The organism is Micrococcus sp. LASM2_SD2, from assembly GCF_057364565.1.
Genome location: NZ_JBNFOB010000269.1, coordinates 1 through 2,839, shown reverse-complemented (window position 1 = coordinate 2,839; position 2,839 = coordinate 1). Strand labels below are relative to the sequence as shown.

Annotated in this window: 3 protein-coding genes; 2 read left to right on the top strand and 1 reads right to left on the bottom strand. The window is 72.6% G+C overall.

Translation table 11 applies throughout. The features are described from left to right. The coding region (locus AC2W7A_RS11225) for an AAA family ATPase (protein WP_485991423.1) at positions 1-751 on the bottom strand (751 nt) is incomplete at its 3' end. 282 nt (positions 752-1,033) lie between these two features. Here AC2W7A_RS11225 and AC2W7A_RS11220 point away from each other — a divergent pair. Both AC2W7A_RS11220 and rsmA read left to right on the top strand, forming a co-directional pair. Continuing rightward, positions 1,034-1,921, top strand: coding sequence for a transglycosylase family protein (locus AC2W7A_RS11220; RefSeq protein WP_485991422.1), 888 nt, complete (start codon positions 1,034-1,036; stop codon positions 1,919-1,921). 80 nt (positions 1,922-2,001) lie between these two features. After that, positions 2,002-2,839, top strand: an 838-nt coding sequence (rsmA, locus tag AC2W7A_RS11215) for a 16S rRNA (adenine(1518)-N(6)/adenine(1519)-N(6))-dimethyltransferase RsmA (RefSeq protein ID WP_485991421.1), incomplete at its 3' end; no start/stop codon positions are given.

The window sequence follows — 2,839 nt, the reverse complement described above, 5'->3', positions numbered from 1 at the left end:
CCACGCGCACATCCGCGTGCTCGCGGGTGGCCTGGCCGAGCGCCACGAGGTAGCGGCGCACCGGCTCGCCGACCGCGACCATCGCGGTGGCCGCGATCAGCTCGCGGGCGGTGTCCACGTCCGTCACCGGTTCCACCGAGTCCTGCAGGACGGGGGACGCGTGCTCGGGGTCATGCGTGTGGTGGGCCAGCATGAGCACCTCGGCGTCCGTGTCCGGGTAGCCCATGGAGATGCGGGCCATGAAGCGGTCGCGCTGCGCCTCCGGGAGCGGATAGGTGCCCTGGGAGTCGGACGGGTTCTGGGTGGCCACCACCATGAACGGGTCCGGCAGCCGGTGGGTGGTGCCGTCCACGGACACCCGGTGCTCCTCCATGGCCTCCAGGAGGGCGGCCTGGGTCTTGGCGGAGGCGCGGTTGATCTCGTCCGCGATCACCAGGTGCGCGAAGACCGGCCCGGGGCGGAACTGGAAGTCGTGGCGTTCCTGGTGGAACACGGAGACGCCGGTGATGTCCGCCGGCAGCAGGTCCGGGGTGAACTGGATGCGGTTCACGCTGCCGCCGAGGGCCCCGGCGAGCGTGCGGGCGAGCAGGGTCTTGCCCACGCCCGGGACGTCCTCCACGAGCAGGTGGCCGCCGGCCAGCTGCACCAGCACCGCGGTCCGGACGGCCTCGGGCTTGCCCTCGACCACCTCCTGGATCCTCGCGATGAGGGCGTCGGTCAGATCGGTGAAGGCGGGGGTGCCGGGACGCATGGGCATGGACTCCTGTCAGGCGGGGCAGGCGGACTGCAGGCCGCACGCGTTGCGGGCGGCCTCGTTCGGGCCAGCCTACGCCCCACGCCCGGATGTGAGCAGGGACGGGTGCTCCGGTGTGGTTCGTCACCGTTCCTTGATCTATCGTGACCATCTCGTTATCGTCGAGCCTGTTCATCTCGTGATGGCTCGCTGTGTCGGCGTGAACCGCCGCCGCGGAACGGCTGAGATGCCGTCCACCTGCGTCCGAGCGTCCGAGTCCTGTACAGGAGAGAAGGCTTCATGCTGTCTGCCCCGATTCTGCGTTCGTCCCGTCATGGCCGTGTGGCCGCCGTCGCCGCGATCGCCGCCCTCGGCCTGACCGCCTGCGCCGGCCAGGACGAGCAGGTCCAGGCGGACCAGCGGACCGTGGAACTGGACCGCGTGGCCCAGGTGGAGAAGGACGAGACCGCGAAGGGCGGGGACGTCGAGCGTCAGGCCGACGCAGGCGAGGCCGAGGACGAGAAGGCCGCCGCGGAGAAGGCCGAGGCCGAGAAGGCCGCGGAGCAGGCGCACAAGCGCAAGGTCTACGAGTACCGCCGTGCCAAGAAGGCCCGGATCGAGGCCCGCGAGAAGGCCGAGGCCCGCGAGAAGGCCGCGGAGCAGGCCCAGAAGCGCAAGGTCTTCGAGTATCGCCGGGCGAAGCAGGCCCGCATCGAGGAGCGCGAGGCCCAGGAGCGCGCGGCCGCCGAGGCCGCCCGCCAGGAGGCCGCGAAGCAGGCCTGGGCAGAGAAGGTCGCCGAGCGCGAGGCCGCCCAGAAGGCCTGGGCCGAGAAGGTCGCCCGTGAGCGTGCGGAGAAGCAGAAGGCCGCCGAGGAGCGTGCCGCCGCGGAGGCCGCCCAGCAGCGTGCCGCCGTCGAGCGTACCGCCTCCACCACCCCGTCCGGTTCCGTGTGGGACCGCCTCGCGTACTGCGAGACCGGGGGCAACTGGTCCATGAACTCCGGCAACGGCTTCTACGGCGGCATCCAGTTCAAGCAGGACGTGTGGGTCGCCAACGGTGGCACCCAGTACGCCCCGATGCCGCACATGGCCTCCCGTGAGGAGCAGATCATCATGGGCAAGAAGATCCACGCCACCGCCGGCTGGGGCGCCTGGCCCGGCTGCCAGGCCAAGCTCGGCCTGTACTGAGCGCCTGTCCGTGCCGCTGCGGCCCGGTCCCTCCACAGGGGCCGGGCCGCGGTGCGTCCGCGCTCGATAGACTCGTGTCCATGCCCGATCACGCCGACGGCGCCTCCGCCGTGTCCTCCGCCGCCCCGCTGCTCAGTGCCGCGGACGTCCGGCGCATCGCCGCGGAGCTGGAGCTGCGCCCCACCAAGTCCTGGGGGCAGAACTTCGTGATCGACCCGAACACCATCCGCCGCATCGTCGCCGAGGCCGGCCTCGCACCGGACGAGCACGTCCTGGAGGTCGGGCCTGGGCTCGGCTCGCTGACCCTCGGCCTCATGGACGCCGCGGCTGCCGTGACCGCCGTGGAGATCGACCCGACGACGGCCGCCCGCCTCCCCGAGACCGCCTCCGCGATGCGCGGGCGTGCCTCGGACCGGCTGTCCGTCCTGAACGCCGATGCCATGAAGGTCACGCCCGAGGACGTGGACGCCGTTCGCCCGGCCACCGCGCACGGGGCACCGACCTCGCTGGTGGCCAACCTGCCGTACAACGTGGCCGTCCCCGTCCTGCTGCACGTGCTGGAGCGCTTCCCGAGCATCCGCCACGGGCTGGTGATGGTGCAGGAGGAGGTCGCCGACCGTCTGGCCGCCGGCCCGGGCTCCAAGGTCTACGGCGTCCCCTCGGCCAAGGCCGCCTGGTATGGCCCGGTCCGCAAAGCGGGCACGATCGGCACGCAGGTGTTCTGGCCGGCCCCGCGCATCCACTCCGGGCTGGTGGCCTTCGAACGTGCCGACCGGCAGCCGGTGGCGGACGTGGACCGCGCGGACGTCTTCGCGGTGGTGGACGCCGCCTTCGCCCAGCGGAGGAAGACCCTCCGCGCCGCGCTGTCCGGATGGGCCGGAGGCCCCGCGGCGGCGGAGCGGGGCGCTGCGCGCCGCG

Bases quoted from the DNA above. Each gene is read 5' to 3' on its own strand.
- AC2W7A_RS11220 (WP_485991422.1), top strand. From the start codon at position 1,034: ATGCTGTCTGCCCCGATTCTGCGTTCGTCCCGTCATGGCCGTGTGGCC.